Below are 26,377 nucleotides of genomic sequence, written 5' to 3'. Positions count from 1 at the left end.
GACTCTATGTAGGGCCTGACGGCGACTTTTTGTCGTCACGCCAGATCGCGGCGGAGCACCAGGGCTGTGGCCTTTTGGCCGTCATCTTTCTGATAGTAGCCGGGGCGGCGTCCGACCTCACGAAAGCCGGTTCGGTTGTAAAGCCGCCGCGCCGGCTCATTGTCTTCGTCGACTTCGAGGAATACGGCTTTGACGCCGAGGCCGGCCAGCCGGCGCAGATGCAGGTTCAAAAGCGATCGCGCGAGCCCGCGCCCGCGTTGCGACGTCGCCACGGCGACCGAAAGAATCTCCGCCTCGCCCGAGGCCAGCCGCGACAGGATGAACCCGCGCAGCGAACGTCCCGCCATCGCGCGATGCGTGACGGTGTTGCGTTCGGTGAGCAACTGCTCGAGTTCGACATCGCTCCAGCCGCGCCGGAACGAGGCGCCGTGCAATGCCGCAATCGCCGCAGCGTCCCGAACCGTCGCTTCCGAAAGCGCGGGCTCGCCGCGTCCCAGAAGTCGCGCCAGCAGCTCGATCATCGACGCGGCAGCCGGGCCGCGGCCTGCGGCTGCGCATCGGGCGCGCGCAGATAAAGCGGCTTGGGCGGACTCGCATTGTCCTTGGCTGCGATCGCAAGCCTTCCGACCCAGACGATGTCGGGCGCGCGGCGGTCGTCGACGATGACCGGCGGCGTGTCGCGCGACGGCCAGGCGGCGGCAATCAGCGCCGCGCCGGTGCCGGTGAGCCGCACCGCGCCGTGGGTGCGCGCGGCACGCGCGGCGTCTTCGGCGCTGGCGATGCGCGGGGGAATGACGGCGCGGCCGCCCTGCGCGAACACCTGCATGTAGACGTGCTGATGCCGTGCATCGATCGCAACCGTGATGCCGGCGCTGTTTTCCGTTGCGATGTGGGGCGCCGCGAAGGCCGCAAGCGTGGTCACGCCGAAGGCCGGCTTGCCGGCCGAGAGCGCGATGCCGCGTGCGGCCGCAATGCCGACCCGTAATCCGGTGAAGCTCCCGGGGCCGGTGGTGACGCCGATGCGGTCGAGCGCCGTGAACGGCATCTCGGCCTGCGCCATGACGCGCGCGATCAGCGGCATCAGCGCTTCGGCATGACCGCGCTCGAGCGGCAGCGATTCGGTTGCCATCCGGCCGCGCTCGGTGTCGATCACGGCGGCGGCGCAGGCTTCAAGCGCGGTATCGATGGCGAGGATTCGCATGGGTGAAGTATATCAGTGACAAAGGGCTTTTAGCGGAACGGCTTTCTTTCTCCGCTGTCATGGCCGGGCTTGACCCGGCCATCTCGCTTAGGGATGCACGGTGCCCACCTAAGCGAGATGCCCGGGACAAGCCCGGGCATGACGTGGATAGGCTGGAGTAACGGACTTAGACCGGACGAACCTCGACCACCTCGGGCACATAGTGCTTGAGCAGGTTCTGGATGCCGTGCCGCAGCGTCGCGGTCGACGACGGGCAACCCGAGCAGGCGCCCTTCATGTGCAGGTAGACGATGCCTTCCTTGAAGCCCTTGAAGGTGATGTCGCCGCCATCGTTGGCGACCGCAGGGCGCACCCGCGTCTCGAGCAGGTCCTTGATGGTGGTGACCACCTCGGCATCGGACTCCTCGAAGAACTCATCGTCGGCTGCGCCGCCTTCGCCCTCTTTGAGGAGCGGCGCGCCGGACATGAAGTGCTCCATGATGGCGCCGAGGATGGCGGGCTTGAGCTGCGGCCACTCGCCGTCGGCCTTGCTGACCGTGATGAAGTCGGAGCCGTAAAACACGCCGTCGACGCCCTTGATCTCGAACAGGCGCTCGGCGAGCGGCGATTTCGCCGCGTCTTCCGCGCTGCGCAGATCGAGGGTGCCGGATTCCAGCACCGGACGGCCGGGCAGGAACTTCAGGGTCGCGGGATTGGGCGTGGCTTCAGTCTGGATGAACATGCGGTTTCTCCTTGGCCTGCTCGGGTTCAAGGCCCGGGTGGCTCAAATCACTATACCAGATAAGTGGAGTTTCCGCCCGGATGGGTCAACCGCGGCCGGATTGGGCCGAATACCCGCAAATACGGACCGGCAACGCCGTCAGGTCAACGCATCGAGCTCTTCGTCGCTGAGATGCGCCGGGACGATGGCGACCGGGATCGGGTAATCGCCGGCGTTGGCGGCGAAGCTTGCCACCAGCGGGCCCGGCCCTTCCTTGCCTGTTCCCGCGGCCAGCACCAGGATGGCGATGTCCTCGTCTTCCTCGATCAGCTTGAGGATTTCTTCGGCGGTGTTGCCTTCGCGGACCGCCCGTTCCGGCGTGATGCCGGCGACGCCATTCGCTCGGGTCGAGAATTTGTTGAGCGCCGCGTTGGCTTCCTCTTGTGCCTCCGCCTGCATGATGTCGGCCACCCCCAGCCACTGCTGGTTCCGGTCATGGGTCTCGATCACCCGCAGCATCAGCACGCCCGCGCCGACGCGCGAGGCGCGGCGCGATGCGAAATAAACCGCGCGATCACATTCCGCAGTGTCGTCGATCACCACCAGCCATTTCGGCTTGTGGCCAGCCTCGTAGCTCCGCCGCCGGCGCGTCGTCGTCATCTAGCGTCCGCCTCGCTTTGATGCGCAATCCCCGGGGCAATGGTGGCACGTCGCTCTGCCACCACACAAGCGTGCGCGATCAGCGTTGTTCCGGCGTGGAATTTTATTTTACCGCCGCACGAAGCCGACGATGTCCTTGACGGATTTCATGGTTTCGGCGGCGATCACCTGCGCGCGGGCGGAGCCGTCGGCCAGCACCGAGTCGATGTAGCTGACGTCGTCCTTCAGCCGCCGCATCTCGGCGGTGATCGGCGACAGCTTCGCGACCAGCAGGTCGGCCAGCGCCGGCTTGAAGACCGAGAACTGCGCGCCGCCGAATTCCTTCAGCACATCGGCGCGCGTCTTGCCCGAGAGCGCCGCATAGATGCCGACGAGATTGTCGGCCTCGGGCCGCGTCTCCAGTCCCTTCTCCTCGTGAGGCAACGGATCGGGATCGGTCTTGGCGCGGCGGATCTTCATCGCGATGGCGTCGGCATCGTCGGTGAGAGCGATGCGCGACTGATCGGACGGATCGGACTTCGACATCTTCTTGCTGCCGTCGCGCAGCGACATCACGCGCGTCGCCGGTCCCTGGATCAGCGGCTCGGGCAGCGGGAAGAACGCATCGCCGAAGCCGTGCGACGCGATCTGCGGTCCAAAGTCATTGTTGAACTTCTGCGCGATGTCGCGCGCGAGCTCGACGTGCTGCTTCTGGTCCTCGCCGACCGGCACGTGGGTGGCGCGATAGACCAGGATGTCGGCCGCCATCAGGCTCGGATAGGCATAGAGACCGAGCGAGGCGTTCTCGCGGTCCTTGCCGGTCTTCTCCTTGAACTGCGTCATGCGGTTCATCCAGCCGAGGCGGGCGACGCAGTTGAACACCCAGGCGAGCTCGGCGTGCTCGGCGACCTGGCTCTGGTTGAAGACGATGTGCTTCTTCGGATCGATGCCGGCGGCCAGGAACGCCGCGGTCACCTCGCGGATCGCCCGCGTCAGCTCCGGCGGGTCCTGCCACACCGTGATGGCGTGCAGATCGACGACGCAATAGATGCAGTCGTAGCGGTCCTGCAGATCGACGAACTTGGTGACGGCGCCGAGATAGTTGCCGAGGTGCAGGTTGCCGGTCGGCTGAACCCCGGAAAACACCTTCTGCTTGAACACCGTCTTCGGCGCAGTGGCCGGGGCAGTTCCTGACGCGTCCATGTCTCAATCCCTGTCGATTGGCGCGCCAAATCCCACAATGTCCAGGGCTATGCAAGGCTTCTGGCAAGCGGGACGGCGCCCACGAAATGGGAAAGGCCGTGGGGCGGATGCAAGGTTGCCGCCGGGAGTTCGGCCGTTATAGTGCCGCCGACCCAAAACAGAGAGCTTTTCCATGCCCGACCTTCGTTACGACGTGCTCGGTATCGGCAACGCCATCGTCGACGTGATTGCGCGCGCCGAGGACGACTTCCTCGTGAAGCAGAAAATGAACAAAGGCGGCATGGCGTTGATCGACGAGCCGCGCGCGGAAGCGATTTACGACGCCATGGGTCCGGCGGTGGAAACCTCGGGTGGCTCGGCCGCCAACACCATCGTCGGTGTGGCGGGCTTCGGGGCCCGCGCGGCCTTCATCGGCAAGGTCAAGGACGACGAGCTGGGCCGCGCCTTCGCGCACGACATCCGTGCGTCGGGCGTGGCGTTCACGACGCCGCCGGCCGCCGACGGTCCCTCGACGGCGCGCTGCTACGTGCTGGTCACGCCGGACGGCGAGCGCACCATGAACACCTATCTCGGCGCCGCGCAGGACCTGCACCCGGCCGATGTCGATCCGGAGATGATCGCGGCCTCGGCGATCACCTATCTCGAAGGCTATCTGTGGGATCCGCCGCACGCCAAGGAAGCGTTCCGCAAGGCCGCCAAGATCGCGCACGAGGCCGGCCGCAAGGTGGCGCTGACATTGTCGGACGCGTTTTGCGTCGATCGCTACCGCGCCGAATTCGTCGACCTGATCAAGACCGGCACGGTCGATCTGGTGTTCGCCAACGAGCGCGAACTGACCAGCCTCTACCAGACGGCGGATTTCGATACCGCCGTGAAGGCGCTGCGCGGCGACGCCAAGCTGGCCGTGGTGACGCGGAGCGAGAAGGGCTGTGTCGTGGTCAGCAAGAGCGACATGATCTCGGTTCCGGCGGCGCCGATCGAAAAGCTCGTCGACGCCACCGGCGCGGGCGACCTGTTCGCGGCGGGCTTCCTGTTCGGACTGGCCCGGAGCCGCGACCACAAGACCGCGGGGCAGCTCGGCGCGATTGCGGCGGCCGAGGTGATCCAGCACATGGGCGCCCGGCCCGAGGTTTCGCTGAAGGAACTCGCGCAGCAGGGTGGCCTGCCGGTCTGAAATTAACCGGGTGGTAAGCAAGTCCCGGTTACCGGTTGGTTAAACCAACCGGGATTTCCATCCATGGCCAACCCAGAGGATACCGAAGCGAATGCTGCGGACGCGACGTCTGCGTCCGGCGACCTTAAGGCGAACGAAGCCCACGCTGAGGGCCAGGCTGACGCTCAAGCGGCAGCCGAGGGCGCCGACGGCGGGTCGAAGCACGTGGCATCGACCGTCAAATCCGGCACCTTGATCGTCCCCCTCCGCGCCCCGGACTTTTCGGCAGGCGAGCGCTTTACCGCCGACGAGGCAGAGCCCGAGATCACCGAAGCCACCGTCATCAATTCATCGCGCTGGCGCATGCCGCGCTACGCGCCGCTCGCCGCCGGCATCGTGCTTGCGGTCGCGGTCGGCGCGATTGCGGGCGCCGCGGCGCTTTCCTCGCTGCGGCCTGACACGTCGGAGGCCACGGCCCAGGCTGCCAGCGAAACCCACGCGCTCAAGGCGACGGTGGCGCAGCTCACCAGCGAAGTGACGACGCTCAAGACCGCGCTGAGCAACGCCCAGCGCACGACGACGAGCCAGGTGGGCAAGCTGAGTGAGCGCATCGACCGCGCCGAGAAGGCCCAGGCCGAGCCCGCCGCCAAGATTGCCAAGATCACCGAAACCGTCGACCGCCTGGAAAAAAAGCAGCAGCAGGCTGCCGCGGCACCGCCGCCGGCACCGGTCGCGGTCGCAGCCGCCAATCCGGACATCACGGGCTCGATCCGCAAGGAAGACGCCCGCCCGCCGGTCGCCGAAGGCTGGCGGCTGGTCGACTTCTATCAGGGCCGCGCCGTTGTCGAGAGCCGCAACGGCACGCTGTTCGAGGTCGGTCCGGGCTCGAACCTGCCCGGCTTGGGCAAGGTCGAAACCATCAAGCGCGAGAACGGCCATGTCCTGGTGGTGGCCAAGAACGGCACCATCCTGGCGTCGGCCGAGCCGCGGCGCCTGCCGCAGCCGTCGCCCTACTTCCCTTACCGGTACTGATCGACCGTCAGATGCGCGACGAAACGAGGGCGGCTCCCGGCATGGAGCCGCCCTTCGCGTTGTCGTGATCTGTGCCGCAGTGACGCGCGCCCGAATTCCGTGCCAGATTCGGACCACGCTGCCGGGCGGAATGGAGCATTGCGATGGTCGGAGTTCGCACGGTTCTCGTCGCGTTGTCTTGGCTTGGGCTGCTTACGGCCGGCGTGGCTGCCCAGCCGGCGCCGCCACAGGCCAAGCCGGAGATGCGGGACAACTGCCCGGGGCTCGTGGCCAACGGGCTGCCGCTGGCAAAGCCCGCCGCCTTCCAGCCCGCTTCGCTGGCCTCCGACCAGGTTCGCATCAGCTATGTCGGCCATTCGACGTTCCTGATCGAAAGCCCGGGCGGCGTGAAGATCGCGACCGATTACAACGATTACGTGAAGCCGCGCGTGCTTCCTGACATCGCGACCATGAACCACGCCCATTCCACCCACTACACGGACAATCCCGATCCCGGCATTGCCCATGTGCTGCGCGGCTGGGGACCAAGCCCGGACCAGCCGGCACGGCATGACGTCCAGTTCCGCGACGTCCGGGTGCGGAACGTGCCGACCAACATCCGGAGCTGGGGCGGCCAGACCGAACGTCACGGCAATTCAATTTTTATCTTTGAAATTGCCAATCTGTGCATCGCTCACCTGGGCCATCTGCACCACACGCTGAACCAGCAGCAGCTCGACGAAATCGGCCGGATCGATGCCGTCATGGTGCCGGTGGATGGCGGCGTGACGCTGGATTTCGAGGGCATGGCCGAAGTGCTGCATGCGCTGAAGGCACCGCTGATGATCCCGATGCACTATTTCAGCACGTACTCACTGCGCCGCTTTGTGGATATGCTGGGTGAGAAGTCAGTGCAGGTCGAGATGAGCGAGGTGTCTTCGGTCGTGGTGTCGAAAGCCACGCTGCCGGACAAGCCGAAGCTTCTGGTTCTGCCCGGCCGGACTTATTGAAGATTTCTAAAACATTTTATCACTCGTCGCTTTTCTATCGCGCGAACTAGTGTTATTGCCGCGTTGGTTTCGGCGTGAAGTGTGACGTAAGTCATTCATCCAAGAAGCGTACTGTGGTGGCATCGCGTCGCGTTTATTTTTGCGGCTGCTTGATGCAGAAATTGTCCAGAGCGAATGGCCATGAGTGACCGTTGGACGCAGTGGAAATCCTTTCCTGACGATTACTTCGGCGACTATATCCAGGCGCCGATCGGGGCCGGCGTTTATGAGATTTGTCGGGCTTCCGACCGAGAGCAACTCGCCTTCGGTTGCTCGCAGAATATCGCCCAGTCGATCTCGGCTTTCCTCAAGCCCGGCAAGGTGCGCCGCAAGTTCCTGTTCCTGCGGTTGCGCTCGCGCTATTCGACCGGCGAATTGGAATACCGCTTCTGGCCGACCGCCACGCTCGGCGACGCCCGGGTGACGCTGGGCGCGATCCGCGAGCAGCGCCAGATGGTTTGGCGCCGGATGTCGGCCGCCGCGGCGCGGACTTAGATCTCGATCAACCGTTCAGATGACCGGTCATTTGTGTCCGGTCGCTTGGCGCAGCACCTTGGCGGCGTCGGCTGATATATTGCCGCGCCAGGCCACGATCTGGTCGGGCCGAATCAGCGCGAGGTCCGCGCCGTAGAGTTCGCGGGCGCCGTCAGCCGTCACCGCAACGACCGTCAGCGGGATGTTCTGCCCATCCGCAGCCTGGCGGAATTTCTCCGCCCCTGCGGCGTTTTGGTTCAAGACCAGCAGCGTGAACTCGAATCCCAGGGCGTCGTAGAGCGAGCGGCCATCGTCGAGCCAGAGATGCGGCGCGCGGCCGCCGGGGCAGCCGGTCGGCACATAAGCGTTCGGCGAGTCCGGCGGTGGCGCGGTGCCATCGCCGACGATGATCGGCGAGCCATCGTAGCGGCCGCCGAAGGTGATGCCCGGGATGTTGAACTCGAAGCGGGCGTGGTGATTGTAGTGGTCGCCGGTGAGCTTGCGGGCCGCGTCGCCCTCCGGGCCGTCGTTCTCCACCTCCAGCGGCAAGGCAAACAGCCCGACCGAATCGGCAAAGCCGCGGGCGTAAGTGGTGTTTCGCTTGGCGATGGCCTTGCGTTCCGCTTCATAGGTTTCGAGCAGTCCTGCGCCGCCCCAGCCTTTGAGCACGGCCGAGAGCTTCCAGCCGAGATTGACCGCGTCCTCGACCGCGGTGTTGTAGCCAAGCCCGCCGGTCGGGGTGAACAGATGCACGGCGTCGCCGCCGAGCAGGATACGGCCGCGCTGGAACTTGTCGGCGACCAGCGTGAAGCCGGCGTTCCAGCTCGAGCGGCCGATGATCTCGATGTCGAGCGGAGCCGCGAAGCCTTCGTGGAACATCGCGACGGCCTGCGCATCGGAAATCTCGCTGGCGCGGATGCCGGGCTGGATCTGGGTGTGGAAAGTGAATTCGTCGCGGCCGTTGACCGCGGCCATGAAGGCACGGCGGTGGTGGTTGATCGCCCAGTACATCCAGGCGCGGGCATGCGGCAGCACGTCGTAGAGCTTGGGCGCGCGGAAATGGATGGCGAACATCCGCCCGCCCATGAAGTCGCGCACCGCACCGCTTTCGCCCTCGTAGTTGATGCCGAGCATTTTCCGCGTCGGGCTGCCGCCGCCGTCGGCCGCGACCGTATAGGCGCCGCGCAGCGTGGCGCTCTGGCCGTTGCTTTCGGCATCGACCTCGACGCCGGTGCCGTTGTCGCGGATCGCGGTCATGCGCCAGCCGGGCCGCAGCGAGACGGTCGGGCAGGCGGCCGCTTCCGCCCGCAGCACGTCCTCGACGAAGATCTGCGACACCCGGTGCGGCAGCTCGGCCGCGCTCCAGGAACCGGACAGCGTCTTCACCATCTCGCGCGCGGCGCGCGCCGACGGCAGGCTGAAGCGGGCGAGCTCATGCTTGGTGTAGCGGGTGAAATAGGCGATGTCGGTGGGATAGTCCGGCGGCAGGCCCTCGGCGCGCACCTTTTCGGCGAAGCCGAGCCGCCGGTAGTGCTCCATGGTTCGGGCCTGGGTGGCGTTGGCGGAGGGAAACCGCGATGGCACGGTGCGCTCCTCCAGCAGGATGGTCGAGATGCCGCGGCGGCCGAGCTCGATTGAGAGCATCAGCCCGCATGGCCCGCCCCCGATGATGATGACGTCGCAGTCCTGTCCTTCGCTCACGCAATTCCCCGGTCGCTCGTGGCGGCTATAATAGCCACCAAGCCGAAGACAGGTATGAGTTCAAGGGAATGACATCATGAATCCGACAGTTGCGGTGATTGCGCAGGGCGCCATGGGCGCCGGCATCGGTGGCAGGCTGGTGGAACGCGGCCTCAAGGTGGTGACGTCGCTCGCCGGCCGGAGCGAAGGGAGCGCCAAGCGCGCCGCCGCGGCCGGCATGGTTGCGGTATCGGATGCCGAGTGCGCCAAGGCCGATGTGTTCCTCTCGATCCTGCCGCCGAGCGACGCGCTGCCGCTGGCCGAGAAGATGGCGGCGATGATTTCGGCCAGCAATCACAAGCCGATCTATGTGGACTGCAATGCGGTCAGCCCGCCGACCAAGGTGCAGGTCGGTGAGATCATCACCAGGGCCGGTTCGCCGTTCGTCGATGTGGGCATCATCGGGCTGCCGCCCAAGCCCGGTTCGAATGGGCCGGTGCTGATCGTGTCGGGGCCGGATTCGGCGAAGCTCGTGCCGCTCGGCGATTTCGGCCTCAATCTGCGCGTGGTCGAAGGTCCGGTCGGCGCGGCGTCCGCCGTGAAGATGTCCTATGCCGGCATCACCAAGGGCATCACCGCGCTAGGCTCGATGATGATGCTCGCCTCAATGCGTGGCGGCGTCGGCGAGGAGCTGCGCGCCCAGCTCGAACGCAGCCATCCGTACTTCATGCAGAACTTCACCCGCGCGGTGCCGGAGATGTTCGACAAGGCCTATCGCTTTGTCGGCGAGATGGAGGAGATCGCCGATTTCGTCGGCGAGGACCCGCAGGCGAAGCAGATGTATCTCGCCTTTGCGGATTTCTACCGGCGCATGGCCGCCGACGTCGAAGGCGAGAATCAAGAGACCGACGCGCTCCGGACATTCCTCAAGCCGAAGCAGTAGGCCGATGCGAACCCAGGTCGGGATCGTCGGCGCCGGTCCTGCGGGATTGTTCCTGGCGCTGCTCCTGCAACGCGCCGGCATCGACTGCGTGGTGCTGGAATCGCGCAGCCGCGACTACGTCGAAAACCGCGTCCGCGCCGGCGTGCTGGAGGACGGCACCACCAAGCTCATGGAGGAGCTTGGTGCGGCGGATCGGCTCCGCCGCGAAGGCATGCCCGATAAGCTCCTCGATATCCGCTTCAACGGTGGCATCATTCACATCGACATGCCGAAGCTCACGCCAGGCCGGATCGTGACGGTCTACGGCCAGCAGGAGGTGGTGAAGGACCTGATCGCGGCCGGGCTTTCGCGCGGCGTCCCGATCCTGTTCGAGGCCGAAGCTTCGCATCTCGAAGGCCTCACCACGGACCGCCCGATCGTTCATTTCAACCATGATGGGCAGGCCAAGACGCTCGAATGTGACTTCATCGCGGGTTGCGACGGCTTCCACGGCATCTGCCGTCCGGCGATCCCCGAGCACCTTCTGACGGTCTACGACCGCATTTTCCCGTTCGGCTGGCTCGGCATCCTCGCGGAGACGAAACCGTTTCCGGAGATGAGCTATTCCAACCACGAGCGCGGGTTTTCGCTTGCCAGCCGCCGCTCGCCGAAGCTCGCGCGCCTCTATGTGCAATGTGCGATCGACGAAGACCTCGCCGGCTGGTCCGACCGCCGCATCTGGGACGAACTGCAAACCCGGCTTTATGCCAAGAGCGGCGAACTGGCCGAAGGTCCGATCCTGCAGAAAGGCGTGACGCCCTGCCGCGCTTATGTGGCCGCGCCGATGAATTACGGCCGGCTGTATCTTGCGGGCGATGCGGTGCACATCGTGCCGCCGACCGGCGCCAAGGGCCTCAACCTCGCGGCCGCCGATATCCGCGTGCTGTCACGGGCGCTCATCGAATTTTTCCGCATCGGTTCGAGCGCGCGGCTCGATCGCTATTCCGGCACGTGTCTGAAACGGGTGTGGAAGGGCGTTCGTTATTCCAGCTACATGACCTCGCTGCTGCATCGCTTCGAGGCGCACACGCCGTTCGAGCGCCAGGTGCAGCAGGCCGAGCTCGAATACATCGCGGGCTCGGTCGCGGCGCGGACCACCATTGCGGAAAACTACGTCGGCCTGCCGTTCGAGGAGGATTGACGGCTCCGCGGCTCCTGCCCATCCTGGCAAAAAAGAAAAACAGGCATGGCTAAGCCCTTGCCTGGCAGGGAGGTGGCCGTTGCGTTGCATTCGCATGCTCGCTGTCGCGGCTTTGGTCGCGTGCGCTGCCGCCCCGGCCGTCGCGGATGACTATCCGTCGCGCCCGATCCGTCTTCTGATTCACACGCCGCCGGGCAGCCTCGTTGACGTCCTCGGCCGTCTGATCGGCCAGGAGCTCGGTGACCGGCTCGGCCAAAGCCTCGTGGTCGATACGCGCCCCGGCGGCGCCACCATGATCGCGGTCGAGCAGCTCCGGAACTCGCCGGCCGACGGCTACACGCTGATGGTCAACACGTCCGAAGCGACGATGCTGCCGTTTCTGAAAAAGAGCTATCGCTTCGATCCGATCAAGGACTTCACGCCGATCGCGCTGGCGGTGACGTCGTGGACCGTGTTCGCGGTCAATCCTGCGGTTCCGGTCAACACGCTCCAGGAGCTGGTCGCCTATTCGAAAAGCCATGCGGGCGGCGTGCGCTACGGCAGCGGCGGCACCGGCGGCGTGCTGCACATCGCGGTCGAGATGCTGAAGCTCAAGTCCGGCGGGAATTTCGTGCACGTGCCGTATCGCGGCGGTGCCCAGGCCGCGACCGACGCGATCGCGGGCCAGATCGAGATGGTGTCGATGGGGCTCGCTTCGACGCGTGTTGCCGACGGCGGCAAGCTGAAGATACTGGCGCAGACCGGCCCGAGCCGTCATCCGATGCTGCCCGACGTGCCGACCACCGCGGAGGTGGGGTTGCCGGACGTGCGCATGGATACCTGGTTCGGATTGGTCGGTCCGCCTGGACTGTCACCTGAGATTGTGACGCGGATCAATCGCGAGCTTGCAATAATCGTCAAGCAACAGGCTTTCCAGGACAAGCTCGCCAAGCTCGGGCTGGCGGTGGACTACCGGCCCGGCGACAAATTCATCCGCTTCATGGCGGACGACACCAAGCGTTGGCGGGAGCTCATTCCCGCGATGGGAATCCCTCAGGTCGATTAGGACGGAGCAGCACCACATGGCGAGCAAGGCAGCGGCCAAAAAGCCGAAATCCCTGACATGGCCGAACGGCAAGAAGGTCGCCGTGTCGGTGACGGTGATGTTCGAGACCTGGCCCGAGGACAGCGCGCCGAACTATTCGGTGCAGACCACGCATCTGAAGAAGGGCACGGTCGATCACGCCGCCAAGGCCTGGTCAACTTACGGCGGCCGCGTCGGCGTGTGGCGGCTGATGCGCACCTTCGAGCGGCACGGCGTGCCCGCGACGTTCTTCGTCAACGCGCGCTGTACGGAAGTCTATCCCGACGCGGTGAAGCAGATCGCGAAATCCGGCTTCGACATCGCGGCGCACTCCTACACCCAGGACGACCTGCCGTCCTATTTCACGCCGGAGGAGCAGGACAAGCTGATCCGCAAGAGCGTCGACATGCTGCAAGGCTGCGCCGGCAAGAAGGTCACCGGCTGGGGCAGTCCGGTGGTGGCGTTCACGCCGGAGACCGCGGGGCTTCTCAAGCAGAACGGGCTCTATTGGACCTGCGACGTCACCTACGCCGATCTGCCGATCAAGATTCACACGCCGCATGGGCCCATCGCGGGCGTGCCCACGACCGATTTTTCCGACAACCGCGTGCTGCGCGCGTCATCGCGCGACCTGTTCGACGTGCATCGCGGCCTGTTCGATTATCTGCGCGAGCACGAGACCATCGGGTTGCAGACGCTGGTGATCCATTGCCAGTTTGGCGGCCGGCCGCTGATCACCGCGGTGCTGACCGAGCTGTTCAAGCACATGCAGAAGTCGCGCGATGTGTGGTTCGCCACGCACCAGGAGCTGGCCGACTGGGCGCTGAAGCAGGACGTCGACGAGCACACCTATCAGAGCCGGTATTTCGCCGACGCCGCCGCCAAAAAACGCTGAGAGAGACGTTGAGGACCGCATGCCCACCGCGACCACGAAAGACGGCGTAAAGCTCTATTACGAGGAGGCGGGCCGCGGCTCGCCGATCCTGTTCTGCCATGAGTTCGCCGGCGACTATCGCAACTGGGAGCCGCAGATGCGGTTCCTGTCGCGGCGGCATCGCTGCATCACCTACTCGGCGCGCGGCTACAAGCCTTCCGACGTGCCGAAGGACTCGATGGATTACAGCTACAAGCACTGGTCGGCCGATGCGATCGCGGTGCTCGATCATCTGAAGATCGACAAGGCGCATGTCGTCGGCCTGTCGATGGGCGGCTACACCGTGATCCAGATCGGGCTCGATTATCCGCAGCGCGCGCTGTCGCTGGTCGCGGCCGGCGCAGGCTCGGGCTCCGAGCGTGCGCAGACGGAAGAATTCCGCAGGCATTCGAAGATGCTCGCCGACGAGTTCATCGCCAAAGGCTCGCCCGAGGTGGTGAAGACCTATGGGCTGAGCCCCGCACGCATCCCGTTCGAGGTCAAGGATCCGCGCGGCTTCGCGGAGTTCAACCGGATGTTCTCCGAGCATGACTCGCTCGGCTCCGGCAACACCATGCGCGGCTTCCAGGCCGAGCGGCCGTCGATCTACGATTTCGAGGACCGCATCCGGAAGATCACGGTGCCGATGCTGATCGTCGTGGGCGACGAGGACGAGCCGTGCCTCGAGCCGAGTTTCCTGCTCAAGCAATGGGTGCCGACGTCGGGTCTCCTGGTGATGCCCAAGACCGGCCACGTGGTGAACCAGGAGGAGCCGGCGCTGTTCAACGAGGCGGTGGCGGATTTCATCGCGCGCGTGGAAGCGGGACGCTGGCCGGCGCGCGATCCGAGGTCGTATCGGAAATAATTCTGCCATCATTGGGCCATTCTCAGCCCGAGGTGTTCTGGCCTATTACCTGGCATGTAATTGAGCCAAGTCGCTGCGTGACTATTCTCCTGATCATCCGCGCACGAGCGTCAATCGCTTGTGCCAGCCGCTGATGAACATCGGCAAAATCCAGGAGAGAAAAATGCAGGTCACGTTCACGAAGAAGGAACCGCCGCGGTGGCTCCTCGACATGTGGAAGGACATCGACGACAAAACCTTCGGGAAGGGGTTCGACTGCTTCACGGAGGATGCCGTCTGCAATCTCGGCGTTGCAGATTGGAGGGGTCGCGAAGCGATCCGCGCCAACCTTAAGGCGTTCATCGACACCGGGTTTACGGCGCTGCATCACGTCACCGAATATTGGGATGCGGGCTTTCTGAAAGTGTTCCGCGGTGTCGTGGACATGACACCCGACGATCAATCGGCTCCGACGGTTCATCCCGCGATGACCCATTTCTTCTACATGGATGAAAAGGACCAGACAAAGGTCCGCCAGTGGGTGGGCGCCGTGGGACCGGTGTCTTTCGGCTAATCGGTCCGTCCGAGCCCCGCCAGTGAGCGTAACATTGCCTCGGATCAAGACATCGTATGATCCGAGGCGCTCCGCCTTTGCCGGCGAGGAGCGCTGCCAAAGGCAGCAGACTGACAACGAAGGGATCGGTCGACAATGAGAGCCACGGCCGGCGATCGCAAAACAGCCTCGAACCCAGCGGGTGTTCTTCTGCGTCAATGGCGGGATGTGCGCGGCAAGACACAACTGGATCTGTCGTTTGACGCGGGCGTCTCGCAGAAGCATATCAGCTTTGTCGAAAGCGGCCGCAGCGTTCCGAGCCGCCAGATGCTGCTCGACCTTGCGCAGGCCCTCGAAATCCCGCTTCGCGAAAGAAATGCACTGCTCGTGGCCGCAGGCTACGCGCCACTCTATTCCGATCAAGGTCTCGATGCGCCCGTCATGAAAAGCATTACCAGCGCGTTGCAACGGATGCTGCGTCAGCACGAGCCATTTCCGGCAATCGTCATGGACCGGCATTGGAACGTGTTGATGACAAACGAAGCGGCCCCGCGGTTGTTCAATTGCTTCATCGATATGGCGGCACGGCCGAGCCCGCGGAATCTGCTGCACGTCATGTTCGATCCGGTCGGAATGCGTCCCTTCATCGCGAATTGGTCGGAGACGGCGCGCGGATTGCTGGCGCGCGTGTATCGGGAAGCGCTCGGCCACGTCATGGATGAAAAAACGAACGCGCTTCTTGCAGAGCTGTCGCAGTACTCCGGCGTGAAGCCGGAATGGCGCACGCCATCGCCAAACGACGTCATGCCGATGATTCCGCTGACCTTCGTGAAAGACGGCGAGAGGTTGAACTACTTCTCGATGATCACAACGGTGGGAACTCCGCAGACGGTCACCGCGGAAGAGCTGCGGCTCGAATGCATGTTCCCCGCTGATGATGCGACCGAAGCGGGACATGGCCGCTTCATCCTGGCTCATGCCGCCCGCCGATCCGTGCACCACTGAAAAGTGCGAGTGGCCCCGGACTGAGTGCACACCTCAAATCAACTGCCGCTGCAGGCGATTCGACGCCTCGGTCAGCACCGGCAGAAACGTCTTCAGCATCATCGACGGCGTGCCGCGTTCGGTGTGGATGCCGATGTTCAGCGCGGCCACCACCTTGCCGTCGAGCCGTCGCAGCGGCACCGAGATCGAGCGGAAGCCCAGTTCGACCTCCTGATCGACCAGCGAATAGCCGTCGTTGCGGGACTTCAGGATCGCCTTGCGGATTTCGCTTTTGTCGGTGACGGTCGTCGGCGTGAGCTTGGTGGGCTTGATGCCCGCGAGATGCTTGTCCAGGGCGCGGTCATCGAGCGCGGCCAGGATCACGCGGCCGAGCGAACTCGCGTGCGCCGGAATCCGGAAACCGATCTGCGCGCTCACCTCCATCAGGCGTTTCGGTGAGGCGTGGGCGATCATCACGACGTCGTCGCCGTCGAGCACTGCGGTCGAGCACACGTCCTTGACCTCGGCGCTGATCTTTTCGACTGCGGGCTGGAGGATCTCCGAGAGCGGATTCGACAGCAGATAGCTGCCGGCGAGCGTCAGCACGCGCGGCGTCAGGCGGAACATGCGGCCGTCGGTCTCGGCGTAGCCAAGCTGCACCAGCGTGTGCAGCGTGCGCCGCACCGAGGCGCGGGGCAGATCGACCGCACGCGCGGCGTCGCTCAAGGTGAGCTGTCGCCGGTCGCGGCCGAACGCTTCGAGCACGCGCAAGCCCCGCGCCAGCGCTTCGAGAAACTCCGGCCCCGCGGAGTTGACGATATCCTGCTCGGCTTCCGATCGTTTGACGCGCGGCATCGTGGCTGCCCCGTTGCAATCGTTCGTTCGGCTTGCTCTAATTCGAACATTCGTTCGGTCAGCGAACAACCATAGCCCGCGATCGCGGTAAGGTCAAAGCCAAGCGGCGCCTGAGAGCGCCAGGGAGCGCCCGCCATGCTCAGCCAGGAACAGAACGATCTCATCACCCGCGTCGGTCCCGGCACCTCGGCCGGAGGGCTTCTGCGCCGCTACTGGCAACCGGTGGCGCTGGTCGATGAACTCAGCGGCACCAACCGTCCGATCAAGCCCGTGAAGCTTCTCGGCGAGAACCTGGTGCTGTTCCGTGACGAAAAGGGCCGTTACGGCCTCGTCGAGCGCGGCTGCCCTCATCGCGGCACAGACCTCGCCTACGGCCGCCTGGAGGGCGGCGGACTGCGCTGCGCCTTCCACGGCTGGCTGTTCGACATCACCGGCAAGTGCCTCGAAACCCCGGCCGAGCCGGACGGCTCGAACCTCTGCGCCAATATCAAGCAGAAGGCCTACCCGGTGGTGGAGCGGAGCGGCATCCTGTTCGCCTATATGGGTCCGGGAGAGCCGCCCGAGTTTCCGCATTTCGACTGCTTCGTCGCGCCGGACAGCCACACCTTCGCTTTCAAAGGCCAGATCGAATGCAACTGGCTGCAATCCCTCGAAGTCGGCATCGACCCGGCGCACACCTCGTTCCTGCATCGCTTCTTCCACGACGAGGATCCGAAGGAGGGTTACGGAAAGCTGTTCCGCGACACCTCGATCGACTCCGACATGCCGATGACCAAGATCATGCGCGAGTTTCCGCGCCCGACGATCGAAGTCGAGCAGACCGACTACGGCTTCCGCGTCATCACGCTGCGCCAGATCAGCGATCGCAGCGCGCATGTGCGCGTCACCAACCTGATGTTCCCGAATGCATTCATCATCCCGATGAGCCGGGAAATGACGATCACGCAGTGGCACGTTCCGAGCGACGACAACAAGCACTACTGGTACGCAATCTTCACGAGCTTCGGCGCGCCGGTGAACAAGGACGAGATGCGCCGCCAGCGCCTCGCGCTCTACGAACTGCCAGATTACGTTCCGCGCAAGAACAAGAGCAACGACTACGGTTTCGATCCGCACGAGCAGGAGCACGAGACCTACACGGGCATGGGCGCCGACATCAACGTGCACGACCAGTGGGCTTGCGAGTCGATGGGCGCGATCCAGGATCGCACCAAGGAGCATCTCGGCCAGTCCGATAAGGCGATCACGGCCTACCGGCGCCTCCTCCGTCAGGCGATCGAGGACACCAAGAACGGCGGCAAGCCGCTGATGGTGCTCGATCCGGCGAGCGCGCCGAAGCTCACCGGTCCTGCCGCGATCGACGGCATCGGTCCGGCCGACGACTGGCAGGGCTACTGGCAGAAGACCGATCTCAGCAAGCGCAAAGCCGCAAGCTGGGCTAACGGAAACTAGTCGCGAACTGTCGATGGCTCAGCGCAAATCCAAACCGGCTCTGGGCTTCGTCGACCGGCACGATCTCTGGACCGCCGAGCAGCGTCGCGCGGCGGCCGCTGTCGAGCGCACCATCGCGCGCGAGAAGCTCGAAATCGTCCGCTTCGCGTTCTGCGATCAGCACGGCGTGCTGCGCGGCAAGACTCTCGTTGCGTCGGAAGCCGCGAGTGCGATGCGCGCGGGCGTCGCGATGACATCGACGCTACTCGCGAAAGACACCTCGCACCGCACGGTGTTCAAGGTGTTCACAGCCGGCGGTGGCATGGGTGTCGACGAGATGTCGGGCGCCGGCAACTTCACCATGGTGGCCGATCCGGCAACGTTCCGCGTGCTGCCCTGGGCCAACAAGACCGGCTGGGTGCTGTGCGACAACTATTTCACCAACGGCAAGCCGGTGCCGTTCTGCACCCGCGCGCGCTACCGCGACGCGCTGGGCAGGCTCGCCAAGCAGGGCTTCGGCTTTTTCGCAGGCCTCGAAGTCGAATTTCAGCTCGTCAAAATCATCGACCCGAAGCTGTCGCCCGACACACTGACCTGGCAGCCCGAAGCGCCCGTGGTCGAGCACACCACCCATGGCTTTCAATATCTCACCGAGAATCGCTTCGATCAGGTCGATCCGATTCTCGAAATCCTGCGCAAGACGATGCAAGCGCTCGGCATGCCGCTGCGTTCGCTCGAAGTCGAGCTTGGGCCGAGCCAATACGAATTCACCTTCGCGCCGCTGCCCGGTCTTGAAGCCGCCGACACCATGGTGCTGTTCCGCAGCGCGCTAAAGCAGGTGGCACGGCGGCACGGCTATCTCGCGAGCCTGATGTGCCGTCCCGGCTTGCCGCATTCCTTCGCCAACGGCTGGCATCTGCACCAGTCATTGCTCGATGCGAAGTCGAACAAGAATCTGTTCGTGTCGCATGACAAGACCGAACTGCTGTCGCCGCTCGGCCATCATTATCTCGCGGGTCTGATTGCGCACGCGCGCGCCGCCGCAGCGTTCGCGACGCCGACCATCAACGGCTACAAGCGCTATCACGGCGTCAACTCGATGGCGCCGATCCAGGCGATCTGGGCCAACGACAATCGCGGCGTGATGGTGCGCGTGCTCGGCGCGCCCGGCGATCCGTCGACGCATCTGGAGAACCGGATCGGCGAGCCGCTTGCCAATCCGTATCTCTATATGGCGTCGCAGATTCACGCGGGCCTCGATGGTGTTGCGAGAAAGCTCACGCCCGGCCCTTCAGCCGACGCGCCTTACGAGATCAAGGCCGAGCCGTTGCCGAAGTCGCTCGCCGAGGCGGTTGCGGCGCTGAAGGACAGCGCGTGTTTTCGCGCGGGCTTTGGCGATGCGTTTGTCGATTACTACGCGCGCCTCAAGGAAGCCGAGATCGCGCGCTGCGACGCCGAGACCTCCGGCCAGTCCGCCAACGCCAGCGAGGTGACCGGTTGGGAGCAAAAGGAATATTTCGATCTGGCTTGAACGCCGCGCGGACGGGCGCTGCCAAGGTGTTTCATTTTGAACCGGAACTGTGCCTCAATAGGGCAGATTTAGTCGTAATTACAGATACATATATGGTTAACCCCGACTGGGATCCGCGCTAGGCTTTGGCTTCGTCTGGTGAGGAATCCATGAGGGCGTGTCATGCGTAGAGTTGTGTATGCGTTGATCGCGTCGGCAGCGCTGTCGTTCGGCGCGTCGACGTCGGTGTCGGCCGGTTGCTACAGCAAGTGCGGCGGTTACGGCGATGGCCATCACGTTTATCGGGACGATGGCTATCGCGGGGACCGTTACCGCCGTGATGGCTACCTTGGCGGCAGACACACTCGCGTGTGGTCTTACCGCGACCGCTATCGTGTTGATCGGAGCTACAGCGGTTCGCTGTATCGCAGTTCCAGCTACCATCGTTCTTATGATGATGGCCCGCGCTATTCGCGCCGGCACTACGTCAGCCCGGCCTATCGCGCCGTCTACTACGTGAAGGGCGCGTACGACGACCTCTTCAATGGTGACGACGATTACGGCGTCAGCCGTTGTGTGAGCGGCTGCTATTCAGCGGGCTACTCGGGCGGCTATTCCATCATCGGATATGACCGCAATCGCTACAACTACGGCGGCGGCTACGGTGGCTATCACAGCCACCCGTACCTCCGTGGTTACAGCTACGGCTACGGCAGCTATTACCGCAACTCCGGATACGGATATGGCGGTTACTACGGCTATGGCCCGACAGCGTGCACCGGCGGCGGCTGCACTCAGACCGGGCCGTCTTACGCCGTCGACAGCGATGGCGAGGGATCCGGTGAGGGCTGCCATACAACCTACCTTCCGTATGGCTGGACTTGGTATCGCGCGACCAACTGCTAAAAACGAGAAACGTCTCTCGAAACTGGAAACGCGCGCCGCTCCGTGTCGGCGCGCGTTTTGTTTGTCCGTCGAGTGCGTCCCGCAGGACGATCGCGTGATCTCTCAATCAAACCTTTTCGACCGAGGCGATCTCGCGAACCGACGTCGATGACGGCAACACGACATCCCGGGCGAGGCCTACGATCATCAACGATCGGATGATCGTCCAGGACAAATCGATTTCCCACCACTTGTGGCCGTGCATCGCGGAGTTCGGGTCGGCATGGTGATTGTTGTGCCAGCCGTCGCCGTTACAGAAAATTCCAGCCCAGATGTTGTTTCGGCTGGAATCCTTGGTCTCGTAGTTCCGATAGCCCCAGATATGCGCGGCGGAGTTCACGAACCAGGTCTGGTGCCAGACGACCACGGTGCGCAGGGCGCCGCCCCAGATCAGCAGACTCCATCCAAGCTGGATCGCGCTTTCCCAACTCCATCCCAGCAGGAGGCCGGCGCTCAGGCCCGACAAGAAGAACAGCGCCCATGACAGAAAGAAAAATACGATCCAGGTGTCGTGCTGGATCAGCAACGCATGAAACGGATCGCGCCTGAGATCCCGGGCGTAGCGATCGATCACCGTGTACCGGTTGAGTTCCGGATCCTTCGCCAGAAGCCAGCCGACGTGCGCCCAGAAGAATCCGCTCACCGGGCTGTGCGGGTCGTGGTCATCGTCGGAATGGTGATGATGCCGGCGGTGCACTGCGACCCAGAAGGCAGGTGCTTCCTCTCCGCAGCAGCAGCCCAGGATCGCGATGGTGCGCTCGAGCCAACGCGGGCACGTGAAGCCCCGATGGGTGAACAGCCGATGATAGCCGATGCTCAGGCCCACGGTTCCAAAAAGGACGATTCCGACCGCGCACAGCGCGACACCGGCCCAGCTGAAGAACCATGGAACAAAAGCCAGCAGCGCGATCAAATGGATGAAAAGAAAGAACAGCGTATTCCGCCAGTTCACGGCCGACAACTTCAACTGCACCCGCTGTTCCTCTTCCAAACGTCATGCAACGCTGGAGAGAATCTGAAATCGCTGCGTGGAGCAAACCGCAAATTGACGCGCTTTCGGAAATTGGAGATTTTCCAGGAAGGAACCTGCCGCTCACGCGGTTCCACATCCGGCCACGATGATCGCAAGCCAGCCGCCGGAATTTTCTCAGCCAGGCTCAGCTCCGCAGGCTCAGCTCCTCAAGCCCGGCGCCTCGTGGCCGGTGCGCTCGACATATTGCGTGTAGCCGCCGCCGAACTGATGCACGCCTTCGGGCGTCAGCTCCAGCACGCGATTTGACAGCGCCGCCAGGAAATGCCGGTCGTGGGACACGAACAGCATGGTGCCCTCGTAGTCCGCGAGCGCGGTGATCAGCATCTCTTTTGTCGCCATGTCGAGGTGGTTGGTCGGCTCGTCCAGCACCAGGAAATTCGGCGGATCGTAGAGCATCTTGGCCATCACCAGCCGTGCTTTCTCGCCGCCGGAAAGCACGCGGCAGCGCTTTTCGACGTCGTCGCCCGAGAAACCGAAAGCGCCGGCGAGCGCGCGCAGCGAGCCCTGGCCGGCCTGCGGAAACGAGTCCTCCAGCCATTCGAACACTGTGCTGTCGCCGTCGAGCAGGTCCATGGCGTGCTGGGCGAAGTAGCCCATCTTGACGCTGCCACCGACCGCCACGGCTCCGTCATCGGGCTCGGTGGTGCCGGCGACGAGCTTCAGGAGCGTCGACTTGCCGGCGCCGTTGACCCCCATCACGCACCAGCGCTCGCGGCGGCGCACCACCAGGTCGAAGCCGTCATAGATGGTCTTGCTGCCGTAGCGCTTGTGCACCCGCTTCAGGCTGACCACGTCCTCGCCCGAACGCGGCGCCGGCGGGAACTCGAACTGCACGGTCTGGCGCCGCCGCGGTGGCTCGACCCGCTCGATCTTCTCGAGCTTCTTGACCCGGCTCTGCACCTGCGCGGCATGCGACGCCCGCGCCTTGAAGCGCTCGATGAACTTGATCTCTTTCGCGAGCATGGCCTGCTGGCGTTCGAACTGCGCCTGCTGCTGCTTTTCGTTCAAGGCACGTTGTTGTTCGTAGAATTCGTAGTTCCCCGAATAGGCCGTGAGGGTGCCGCCGTCGATCTCCACCACCTTGGTGACGATGCGGTTCATGAACTCGCGGTCGTGCGAGGTCATCAGCAGTGCGCCGTCGTAGTCCTTGAGGAACTGCTCCAGCCAGATCAGGCTTTCGAGATCGAGATGGTTGCTCGGCTCGTCGAGCAGCATCACGTCCGGCCGCATCAGGAGAATGCGCGCCAGCGCCACGCGCATCTTCCAGCCGCCCGACAGCGCGCCGACATCGCCGTCCATCATCTCCTGGCTGAAGCTCAATCCCGCCAGCACCTCGCGGGCGCGGCCTTCCAGCGCATAGCCGCCAAGCTCCTCGAAGCGGCCCTGCACCTCGCCGTAGCGCACGATGATGTCGTCCATCTCGTCGGCGCGGTCCGGATCGGCCATGGCGGCTTCGAGCTCCTTGAGCTCGGCTGCGACGCTGCTCACGGGGCCCGCGCCGTCCATCACCTCGGCCACGGCGCTGCGCCCGGACATTTCGCCGACGTCCTGGCTGAAATAGCCGATGGTGACGCCGCGATCGACCGCGACCTGGCCCTCGTCGGGCTGCTCCTGGCCGGTGATCATGCGGAACAGCGTGGTCTTACCGGAGCCGTTCGGGCCGACCAGGCCGGTCTTCTCGCCTTTGTTGAGCGCCGCCGAAGCCTCGATGAAGAGGAGCTGGTGGCCGTTCTGCTTGCTGATGTTGTCGAGACGGATCATGGGAACCGGGGGACTGGAAAAGTTCGGCGCCCTTATGCCATGTCAGGCGGCTTACGGAAGAGCGTTCTGCGGTCGCAAGCCGAAAAATCGAGAATCTCTTGCTGTATGGCAGGAATGGTCGCCCGCCCGTCCAGTTGACGCCAAAATCGCGATCCTCTGGCAAATTGAGAGTCTTGTATCGTCGCTCGACTTCCTCGACCAACTTCCGGTCTTCACGCGGCGAGTTTCTCCGGCGAAGTTTCTTGCCGCCATCAACCGAGAAATACTCTTCGGCCCGATCGGGCCAACAATTCGGCGGTCGGGCAATGCATAAGCTACTCGAACTTGATGTTGGCCTCGTGCACGACGCGCTTCCACCGGGCCAGATCCTCGTGCAGCACCTCGGCAAACTCCGCCGGAGTGTCACCAATCGGCTCGGCGCCTATCGTTTGCATTGTGGCTTTCAGTTCAGGATCCTGCAGCGCCTTGACGATCTCACGATGAAGCTTCTCGACGATTGTTTGAGGTGTGCCGGCAGGAGCCATGACGGCGTACCAGGATGCAACGTCGAAGCCCTCGACGCCGCTTTCCGCGATGGTCGGTACGGTGGGGGCGCCGGCGGACCGTTTTCCAGCCGTGACAGCGATTGCCTTGAGCTGCTTCCCACTGATGAAGGGGCCCGCGGTGGAGAGCCCGGTCACCAGCAGCGGGACCTGGCCGGAAACCACGTCGTTGACCGCCTGTCCGCCGCCTTTATAGGCGACATGCGTCATGTGCATTCCGGTACGGCTCTTCAATAGCTCACCGGCCAAGTGCCCAGTGCTGCCCGGCCCGGCAGAGGAGAAGTACAGGTTGGAAGAGGGGGCCTTACCGAGCGCGATCAGCTCCTGAAGGGAATCAGCCTTGAGCGAGGGATGCGCGACGAGGATTAGCGAAAGCAACGCGACGCGCGAAATCGGAACCAGATCCTTTTCCGGATTGTAAGGTAGCTTCGAATAGAGGCTCGGGTTGATCGCTACCGTGCCGTCAGCCACCAAAACGAGCACGTAGCCGTCTGGTGCGCTTTTCGCGACCGCATCGGTACCAAGATTGCCATTCACGCCAGGGCGGTTCTCCACCACGATCTGCTGGCCCAGCGCCGTCGAGAGTTTGTGGCTGATGAGCCGCGCCAGGACGTCGGTGGCGCCGCCCGCTGCGAATGGAACAACCAGCCGGACCGGACGCTCGGGATATCTGTCGGCACTTTGTGCCTGCGCGGTTGACATTAATGTCGTCCAGCCCAGCAAGCATGCTGCTAAACTAATCGAACCGCTCAAAATGTTTCGGGCCACGCCGCCGCGCGTGGTCTTGCGAAGAATGCTCATCGAAGGCCTCCTCCCGGAATGCTTTTATGAAAGCACACTTAGCTCCTGAAACAGTGACTGAGTGTTGGGCTGCATCAAATTCAGAATTCGATATATATATATATATATATCGGCCAATCACAGGAGATGAGCCATGAGCGATCTTCAACTCCGACAAAATGTGCTGGATGAGCTTGAGTTCGACCCGACCATAGACGCTGCGCATATTGGCGTCACGGCGGACGCTGGGGTCATTACTCTGACCGGGTACGTCAAAAACTATCCGGAGAAAACAAGCGCCGTGGAGGCTGCACAACGCGTTAGAGGAGTTCTGGCGGTCGCCGATGAGATCGAAGTGCGATATCCAGCCAACAAGAAATCGGCAGACGACGAGATTGCCAAGCGTGCAGTAGACATACTCGAATGGGATGTTTCGGTTCCCAGCGGTTCCGTTGACGTTACTATTCGCGATGGCTGGATCACACTCGGCGGCCAAGTCGAGTGGTATCTTCAAAAGAAGGCCGCCGAGAATGCCGTACGCAAACTGTCTGGCGTTCGCGGTGTGACCAACGATATTGCAATCCAGCCGAAGTTAAAGGCGGATAACATCAAAAAGCTTATCGAAGACGCGCTAGAACGGCATGCCCATGTCGAGGCAGCTGCAATCCGCGTCAGCGTTCGCGATAAGGGTGTCGTTCTGCTTGAGGGCACGGTCGAGAATTGGAGCGAGCGGCAAGCAGTCGAGAACGCGGCTTGGTCTGCGCCCGGCGTGAGATCAGTTGAGGATCGTCTGCGAATTTCCTGACTAGGCCGAACCCATCTCATGGAATCTTTGAACGGCGGATCGTCGCAGTATTCTGCGCATTTGCGGACAATATAGGAGACCGAAGGTGCCTACAGGGACAGTGAAGTGGTTCAACCCGACGAAGGGCTACGGATTTATCCAGCCGGACGGCGGCGGCAAGGACGTGTTTGTGCACATTTCGGCTGTCGAGCGCGCAGGGCTCAGCACACTCAACGAAGGTGCCAAAGTTTCTTACGAAATCACCTCTAACCGAGGCAAGGAATCGGCGGACAATTTGAAAGTAAGATAGCGGCCCAGGCTCGTTGCTTCCCTGGCATCGTATCCACGATCGTTTGCTGCTGTCGGCCGGAGGTCCGACAAGAGCATGTGGTGGAAATGCCTGATTTTTTCCCGCGGGATGAACCGATCCATGGTCCCTCCTTTCGCGCGCAGTTGAGAATGTCCCATCCAGAACAAGCATGCCAGTGCGGGTGCGCCATGTTTTGTAGCGTTTGATCCTGCGCAATAGCCAACTCGGCAACGGATGTTATTTGGTACCAATGAGGGGCATCTGGGCGCAATGTTCAAAGACTGGCCGGCCGGCACGCACCGGCATCACCACCGCAATGGTGAACTTTGCCAGTCTCCCCGACATCGCTACCCCGATGCGTTGCGCAGCCTGCGGCTGCGAACACCCATGGAAGCCCTCTGAAGCGTGGATCGAAGGAGGAGAATATGGCTCGGTACCAGGTCAAATTGTTCAAGGATCTTCTGAGCTCCGACGGGCACCCGTTCCACTGTCTGCAATCGATTGTTGACGTGGAGGCCGATGGGCCGGACACCGCAGTCAAGACTGTGCTTAAGGATATGCGCGGGTCGGCATCAGATTGGGGTATCAGTGTAGCTCCGATTACTGATCCGAGCAGAACGGATCTTCGGTCGTTTCTGCCACAACATGCATGAACTCCGGACAGGCTCCAAAGGCACGCGGCGGCGTAATCGTCTCCGCGGCTGCGAATGTGGCCGCTGCCCGTGGTTGTGACACGATCCTTCCTGGGCGCGGGGATCCGCCGCACCTGACCACTCGCAGCTTCGCTAACGCGATTCGAAGAACCTGGGTTGACGCGGTTGACGGTTGACGCTCGA

At 63.5% G+C, this 26,377-nt stretch carries 27 protein-coding genes; 17 read left to right on the top strand and 10 right to left on the bottom strand.

The genetic code is table 11. From position 1 onward, the window contains the following. Positions 1 to 35: 35 nt before the first annotated feature. The 5 genes from RHPLAN_RS00420 to trpS form a co-directional block, all read right to left on the bottom strand. A complete protein-coding gene (locus tag RHPLAN_RS00420; RefSeq protein ID WP_068012916.1) occupies positions 36 to 521 on the bottom strand; it encodes a GNAT family N-acetyltransferase in 486 nt (161 codons plus the stop codon). Next, on the bottom strand, positions 518 to 1,201 hold the full coding sequence (gene tsaB, locus RHPLAN_RS00415; protein WP_068012914.1) for a tRNA (adenosine(37)-N6)-threonylcarbamoyltransferase complex dimerization subunit type 1 TsaB: 684 nt from the start codon (positions 1,199 to 1,201) through the stop codon (positions 518 to 520). Before tsaB ends, RHPLAN_RS00420 begins: the two co-directional genes overlap by 4 nt. 166 nt (positions 1,202 to 1,367) lie before the next feature. Beyond that, positions 1,368 to 1,922, bottom strand: a complete 555-nt coding sequence (locus RHPLAN_RS00410; protein WP_068012912.1) for a NifU family protein — start codon at positions 1,920 to 1,922, stop codon at positions 1,368 to 1,370. 138 nt (positions 1,923 to 2,060) lie between these two features. After that, positions 2,061 to 2,561, bottom strand: coding sequence for a universal stress protein (locus RHPLAN_RS00405; RefSeq protein WP_068012911.1), 501 nt, complete (start codon positions 2,559 to 2,561; stop codon positions 2,061 to 2,063). A 108-nt stretch (positions 2,562 to 2,669) separates the two neighbouring features. Then, a complete protein-coding gene (gene trpS / locus RHPLAN_RS00400) occupies positions 2,670 to 3,743 on the bottom strand; it encodes a tryptophan--tRNA ligase (protein WP_068012909.1) in 1,074 nt (357 codons plus the stop codon). Between the two features lie 172 nt (positions 3,744 to 3,915). Between trpS and RHPLAN_RS00395 the strand changes: the two genes are divergently transcribed. The 4 genes from RHPLAN_RS00395 to RHPLAN_RS00380 all read left to right on the top strand — a co-directional run bounded on the left by RHPLAN_RS00395 (position 3,916) and on the right by RHPLAN_RS00380 (position 7,451). Beyond that, on the top strand, positions 3,916 to 4,917 hold the full coding sequence (locus RHPLAN_RS00395) for an adenosine kinase (RefSeq protein ID WP_068012907.1): 1,002 nt from the start codon (positions 3,916 to 3,918) through the stop codon (positions 4,915 to 4,917). 63 nt (positions 4,918 to 4,980) lie between these two features. After that, a complete protein-coding gene (locus tag RHPLAN_RS00390) occupies positions 4,981 to 5,928 on the top strand; it encodes a hypothetical protein (protein WP_068012905.1) in 948 nt (315 codons plus the stop codon). Between the two features lie 143 nt (positions 5,929 to 6,071). Beyond that, a complete protein-coding gene (locus RHPLAN_RS00385; protein ID WP_068012904.1) occupies positions 6,072 to 6,917 on the top strand; it encodes an MBL fold metallo-hydrolase in 846 nt (281 codons plus the stop codon). 180 nt (positions 6,918 to 7,097) lie between these two features. Then, complete coding sequence (locus RHPLAN_RS00380; RefSeq protein WP_157099978.1) at positions 7,098 to 7,451, top strand: hypothetical protein; 354 nt, start codon at positions 7,098 to 7,100, stop codon at positions 7,449 to 7,451. A gap of 27 nt (positions 7,452 to 7,478) precedes the next feature. Here RHPLAN_RS00380 and RHPLAN_RS00375 read toward each other — a convergent pair whose 3' ends face one another. Then, a complete protein-coding gene (locus RHPLAN_RS00375; RefSeq protein ID WP_068012899.1) occupies positions 7,479 to 9,131 on the bottom strand; it encodes an FAD-dependent oxidoreductase in 1,653 nt (550 codons plus the stop codon). 76 nt (positions 9,132 to 9,207) lie between these two features. Between RHPLAN_RS00375 and RHPLAN_RS00370 the strand changes: the two genes are divergently transcribed. From RHPLAN_RS00370 to RHPLAN_RS00340, 7 genes are all read left to right on the top strand, one after another. Then, entirely contained in the window at positions 9,208 to 10,053 is an 846-nt protein-coding gene (locus RHPLAN_RS00370) for an NAD(P)-dependent oxidoreductase (RefSeq protein ID WP_068012897.1), read from the top strand. 4 nt (positions 10,054 to 10,057) lie between these two features. After that, a complete protein-coding gene (locus RHPLAN_RS00365) occupies positions 10,058 to 11,233 on the top strand; it encodes a 4-hydroxybenzoate 3-monooxygenase (RefSeq protein ID WP_068012894.1) in 1,176 nt (391 codons plus the stop codon). Between the two features lie 79 nt (positions 11,234 to 11,312). Then, entirely contained in the window at positions 11,313 to 12,278 is a 966-nt protein-coding gene (locus RHPLAN_RS00360) for a Bug family tripartite tricarboxylate transporter substrate binding protein (RefSeq protein WP_157099977.1), read from the top strand. A gap of 16 nt (positions 12,279 to 12,294) precedes the next feature. Continuing rightward, positions 12,295 to 13,191 (top strand): polysaccharide deacetylase family protein, encoded by an 897-nt coding sequence (locus tag RHPLAN_RS00355; RefSeq protein ID WP_068012890.1) that lies wholly within the window; start codon positions 12,295 to 12,297, stop codon positions 13,189 to 13,191. Between the two features lie 19 nt (positions 13,192 to 13,210). Then, complete coding sequence (locus RHPLAN_RS00350) at positions 13,211 to 14,074, top strand: alpha/beta fold hydrolase (protein WP_068012888.1); 864 nt, start codon at positions 13,211 to 13,213, stop codon at positions 14,072 to 14,074. A gap of 163 nt (positions 14,075 to 14,237) precedes the next feature. Continuing rightward, on the top strand, positions 14,238 to 14,627 hold the full coding sequence (locus RHPLAN_RS00345; protein WP_068030286.1) for a nuclear transport factor 2 family protein: 390 nt from the start codon (positions 14,238 to 14,240) through the stop codon (positions 14,625 to 14,627). A 135-nt stretch (positions 14,628 to 14,762) separates the two neighbouring features. Further along, positions 14,763 to 15,611, top strand: a complete 849-nt coding sequence (locus RHPLAN_RS00340; RefSeq protein ID WP_068012887.1) for a helix-turn-helix domain-containing protein — start codon at positions 14,763 to 14,765, stop codon at positions 15,609 to 15,611. 33 nt (positions 15,612 to 15,644) lie between these two features. Here RHPLAN_RS00340 and RHPLAN_RS00335 read toward each other — a convergent pair whose 3' ends face one another. Next, positions 15,645 to 16,445 (bottom strand): IclR family transcriptional regulator domain-containing protein, encoded by an 801-nt coding sequence (locus RHPLAN_RS00335; RefSeq protein ID WP_068012886.1) that lies wholly within the window; start codon positions 16,443 to 16,445, stop codon positions 15,645 to 15,647. A 135-nt stretch (positions 16,446 to 16,580) separates the two neighbouring features. Between RHPLAN_RS00335 and RHPLAN_RS00330 the strand changes: the two genes are divergently transcribed. The 3 genes from RHPLAN_RS00330 to RHPLAN_RS00320 all read left to right on the top strand — a co-directional run bounded on the left by RHPLAN_RS00330 (position 16,581) and on the right by RHPLAN_RS00320 (position 20,292). Then, positions 16,581 to 17,897 carry an aromatic ring-hydroxylating dioxygenase subunit alpha gene (locus RHPLAN_RS00330; protein WP_068012884.1) on the top strand — a complete coding sequence of 439 codons (1,317 nt, stop codon included), beginning with the start codon at positions 16,581 to 16,583 and terminating at the stop codon, positions 17,895 to 17,897. 13 nt (positions 17,898 to 17,910) lie between these two features. After that, the gene (locus tag RHPLAN_RS00325; RefSeq protein ID WP_237180013.1) at positions 17,911 to 19,407 is read left to right on the top strand and encodes a glutamine synthetase family protein; all 1,497 of its coding nucleotides are present in this window, start codon (positions 17,911 to 17,913) and stop codon (positions 19,405 to 19,407) included. A 162-nt stretch (positions 19,408 to 19,569) separates the two neighbouring features. Then, entirely contained in the window at positions 19,570 to 20,292 is a 723-nt protein-coding gene (locus RHPLAN_RS00320) for a hypothetical protein (protein WP_157099976.1), read from the top strand. 106 nt (positions 20,293 to 20,398) lie between these two features. On the opposite strand, the gene RHPLAN_RS00315 is transcribed toward RHPLAN_RS00320, so the two are convergent. Then, positions 20,399 to 21,304, bottom strand: coding sequence for an acyl-CoA desaturase (locus RHPLAN_RS00315; protein ID WP_198164663.1), 906 nt, complete (start codon positions 21,302 to 21,304; stop codon positions 20,399 to 20,401). A 198-nt stretch (positions 21,305 to 21,502) separates the two neighbouring features. Beyond that, the gene (locus RHPLAN_RS00310; protein ID WP_068012878.1) at positions 21,503 to 23,125 is read right to left on the bottom strand and encodes an ABC-F family ATP-binding cassette domain-containing protein; all 1,623 of its coding nucleotides are present in this window, start codon (positions 23,123 to 23,125) and stop codon (positions 21,503 to 21,505) included. On the opposite strand from RHPLAN_RS00310, the gene RHPLAN_RS38920 reads away from it, so the two are divergent. Beyond that, positions 23,124 to 23,438: a hypothetical protein gene (locus RHPLAN_RS38920; RefSeq protein ID WP_157099975.1), complete on the top strand. Its 315-nt coding sequence runs from the start codon at positions 23,124 to 23,126 to the stop codon at positions 23,436 to 23,438. The two genes, RHPLAN_RS00310 and RHPLAN_RS38920, sit on opposite strands and share 2 nt — an antisense overlap. Before the next feature lies 1 nt (position 23,439). On the opposite strand, the gene RHPLAN_RS00305 is transcribed toward RHPLAN_RS38920, so the two are convergent. Further along, on the bottom strand, positions 23,440 to 24,468 hold the full coding sequence (locus RHPLAN_RS00305; protein WP_068012876.1) for a Bug family tripartite tricarboxylate transporter substrate binding protein: 1,029 nt from the start codon (positions 24,466 to 24,468) through the stop codon (positions 23,440 to 23,442). A gap of 133 nt (positions 24,469 to 24,601) precedes the next feature. On the opposite strand from RHPLAN_RS00305, the gene RHPLAN_RS00300 reads away from it, so the two are divergent. Together RHPLAN_RS00300 and RHPLAN_RS38050 are read left to right on the top strand one after the other, a co-directional pair. Further along, on the top strand, positions 24,602 to 25,252 hold the full coding sequence (locus tag RHPLAN_RS00300) for a BON domain-containing protein (RefSeq protein WP_068012875.1): 651 nt from the start codon (positions 24,602 to 24,604) through the stop codon (positions 25,250 to 25,252). Positions 25,253 to 25,337: 85 nt separating this feature from the next. Beyond that, on the top strand, positions 25,338 to 25,541 hold the full coding sequence (locus RHPLAN_RS38050) for a cold-shock protein (protein WP_084244073.1): 204 nt from the start codon (positions 25,338 to 25,340) through the stop codon (positions 25,539 to 25,541). Positions 25,542 to 26,377 lie beyond the last annotated feature (836 nt).

This window comes from Rhodoplanes sp. Z2-YC6860 (assembly GCF_001579845.1).
Lineage (GTDB): Bacteria > Pseudomonadota > Alphaproteobacteria > Rhizobiales > Xanthobacteraceae > Z2-YC6860.
Note: the sequence above shows the minus strand (reverse complement) of the source record. Positions and strands in the feature narration are given on the sequence as shown.